2 protein-coding genes are annotated in these 3,207 nt (G+C 42.9%); both read left to right on the forward strand.

What is annotated here, in order from left to right; all coding sequences use genetic code 11:
* Positions 1 to 243 precede the first annotated feature (243 nt).
* The gene (locus JHC35_RS01225; RefSeq protein WP_295041558.1) at positions 244 to 597 is read left to right on the forward strand and encodes a hypothetical protein; all 354 of its coding nucleotides are present in this window, start codon (positions 244 to 246) and stop codon (positions 595 to 597) included.
* Between the two features lie 114 nt (positions 598 to 711).
* Complete coding sequence (gene metE / locus JHC35_RS01230; RefSeq protein WP_295041559.1) at positions 712 to 2,934, forward strand: 5-methyltetrahydropteroyltriglutamate--homocysteine S-methyltransferase; 2,223 nt, start codon at positions 712 to 714, stop codon at positions 2,932 to 2,934.
* Positions 2,935 to 3,207 lie beyond the last annotated feature (273 nt).

Raw genomic sequence — 3,207 nt, forward strand, 5'->3', positions numbered from 1 at the left:
TTTACACAAAAACCGCTATCGAATACGGAACCATTTAATCCGCTCTTTCCAATCTTTTTGGAGCGTTTTTTACACGCAACCAAAGGTGTCGCACGTGTGTCCACCTATAAATGGACTTTTTTCCCTATCTATTTTAAACTTTGCTTAAATAATATATTGCTCAAATACATGAACTAATCTGTATTAATCGAATAATTTTCACTTGTTAATGTATAATTCCAATACTAATTTTATGAGGATACTATGGCAAAAGGTTTCGGCGGAAAGTATTTCTTGCTTCAAGCAATCACCGCAACTGTGAGTGAAACTACGCTACATAAGCAGTCCGTGCGTACCCGAAACTGCCATACTCGCCGTTTTTCTGCTACGGATGATGGTATCGACGAATCACCTCCGGATGAGCTAGATCTTCTCCTTGAAGCCATAGAACCATTTACGCCAAAGGTTTCCCGTTGCCAGTGTCACTGTAACTGTTTTTTTCGTCGCCGTGCTCTGCGCGCCCTCTACATTTCTTCATTAATACCAAAGCTTCTATTTTTATTCCGTTATTTTAATACTGATGCCTCGCCACCACTCTCTGTCACATTTTCCTATTAATCAGCACCATGAGTCTCTATCATTCCTAATACAACGGCTCCAAATTTCCTATTTAATCTTGGGGCTTGTAAAAACAAGGATGATGAATATCAAATAAATAACAAGGAATGCAATATGAAAAACAAAATAACTGTGCTTGGATTTCCCCGTATCGGAGAAAAAAGAGAGTTAAAAACTGCCCTCGAAAACTACTGGAAGGGCATTATCAGTCTAAATGAACTGCACTCAGTCGCTACTGAACTTAGAGTGCGACATTGGAAGCTGCAACACGATAGCGGAATTGATCAGGTTGCTATCAACGATTTCAGTCTTTATGATAATATGCTTGATCTTATGGTAACCATCGGTGCAGAGCCTGAACGCTTTAGCGATATTGTCGACCCGACTCAGCGTTATTTCACGATGGCTCGTGGAGACGAGACTCATACTGCACTCGAAATGACTAAATGGTTCAACACTAATTATCATTATCTTGTCCCCGAACTGCACAACACGTTTAGTTTTGGAAAAATCAATTCCGATAAAATCATTAACGAATACAATGAGGCTAAAGCCAATGGATACGAGGGACGGATTCAATTGATTGGACCGATTACCTTTTTAGCACTGTCGAAATGTTCCGAAGAAGTACGCGCACAGCTTTTTGATTCTCTCCTTAATCAATATGCTGCACTGCTAGAAATATTACAGAATCTCGGAACTGACATCATCCTCCACGAACCTTCGCTCGTCTGCGATCCGACACCAAATGATCTCTCTTTGGTAAAAATTGCGTATGACAAACTGGGTAGATTTGGAAAAATCTGGGTTGCTACCTATTTTGAACACTCCACTGAAGCGACGGCTGTGCTTGTCAACACTCCAATCTACGGGCTTGTTATCGATTTTGTCCATGGAGATAAGAATCAAAAATCTCTAGAGTTACTGAGCAAAAGCGATAAACACGTTGCAATCGGGATCATAAACGGTCGTAATGTCTGGAGAAATGATTTGCATCATTCGCTCGCCATACTGACAGAAATCGCCTCATTTATTCCCAAAGAGCGTTTAAGTCTGAGTACTTCGTGCTCCTTGCTGCATGTTCCTTATTCGCTCAAGCATGAAAATGCCCTCAAAGAGGAGGTGAAAGGATTGCTCTCATTTGCTGAGGAAAAACTCACCGAGCTTTCAACCCTCTCCCACGCTTTTTTTACGGGGCAGCCTCTAGCGGCACGGCTTACGAACACTACTCGCACCGATGAAGCGGTACAAAAACGTCTAATGAACCTTACTGCGAATGATTACAAACGCTCTTATCCTTTTGCGCTTCGTCAGGAGGCAGCACACGATCTTTTTGATCTTCCTCTTTTACCGACCACTACCATTGGATCGTTCCCACAAACTTCGGAAATCCGTCAAACACGTCAAGAGTTTAAAAAAGGGATCATCACTAAAGAGCAATATGAGAGTGCGATGAAAGAGGCAATCAAGGAGTGCGTCGCTTTTCAAGAATCGGTTGATCTTGATGTTCTTGTTCACGGTGAATTTGAGCGTAACGACATGGTAGAGTATTTTGGTGAACAGCTCAATGGATTTGCATTTAGCAGCAACGGCTGGGTACAAAGCTACGGTAGTCGATGCGTCAAGCCACCGCTACTTTATGGTGATGTTAGCCGTCCTAAGGCGATGACAGTAGAATGGAGCGTATTTGCACAAAGTCTTACGAAGCGACCAATGAAAGGGATGTTGACCGGACCTGTTACCATCCTCAACTGGAGTTTTGTCCGCGACGATCAGCCCCGATCCACCACTGCGCTTCAAATTGCACTCGCCATACGTGATGAAGTGGAAGATTTGCAGCGCGCTGGGATCAAAATGATCCAAGTCGATGAGGCGGCATTCAAAGAAGGATATCCTCTCCGATACAAAGATCGTGCCGCGTATGAGAAATGGGCGCTGGAAAGCTTCTTGCTCTCGACAGCAGTTGCCAAGCGCGATACCCAGATACATACCCATATGTGCTACAGTGAATTTACTGATATCATCAAAACAATTGAAGCGATGGATGCAGACGTTATCTCTATAGAAACATCCCGTAGTGGAAATCGCCTATTAAAAATATTTGCGGCAGTAGGGTATCAGCAAGAAGTAGGACCGGGTGTTTATGACATCCACTCGCCGCGTGTTCCAAGTGTTCAAGAGATGGAAAAACAAATCCATGCACTCTTAGAAGTACTTCCGGCTAAACAACTCTGGATCAATCCCGATTGTGGACTTAAAACCAGAGGATGGAGCGAGACTGCGGCCTCTCTAAAAAATATGGTACAAGCAACCAAAGCGGTACGAGCAACTTTTTAGTTGCCGCCGCTTAGGCCGCAAAATTCTAAAATACGAGTATGAGCTATAACTTAACGCTCCATAAGGGTGAGAATGCAAATGGATGAATTATTGTGGGTATAGGTTCGAGCGCACGGAGCTTTTTTATTGACAGTTATTGACATAAGCGTCAATCATCGTTTTAAGCTACTTTCAAAACGCATAGGAATACAAATCCCTTTGTAGCTTGATACCCACTCTTCAGTTACCTATAGTGTTTGCTCTTAAACTGCCATGCTTGCCGACACCGTTAAA

It is taken from the genome of Sulfuricurvum sp., assembly GCF_022759005.1.
Taxonomy (GTDB): Bacteria; Campylobacterota; Campylobacteria; order Campylobacterales; family Sulfurimonadaceae; genus Sulfuricurvum.

What these genes read in the sequence shown, in the direction of transcription:
- JHC35_RS01225 (WP_295041558.1), top strand. Translation starts at nt 244, where the DNA reads ATGGCAAAAGGTTTCGGCGGAAAGTATTTCTTGCTTCAAGCAATCACC.
- metE (WP_295041559.1), top strand. Translation starts at nt 712, where the DNA reads ATGAAAAACAAAATAACTGTGCTTGGATTTCCCCGTATCGGAGAAAAA.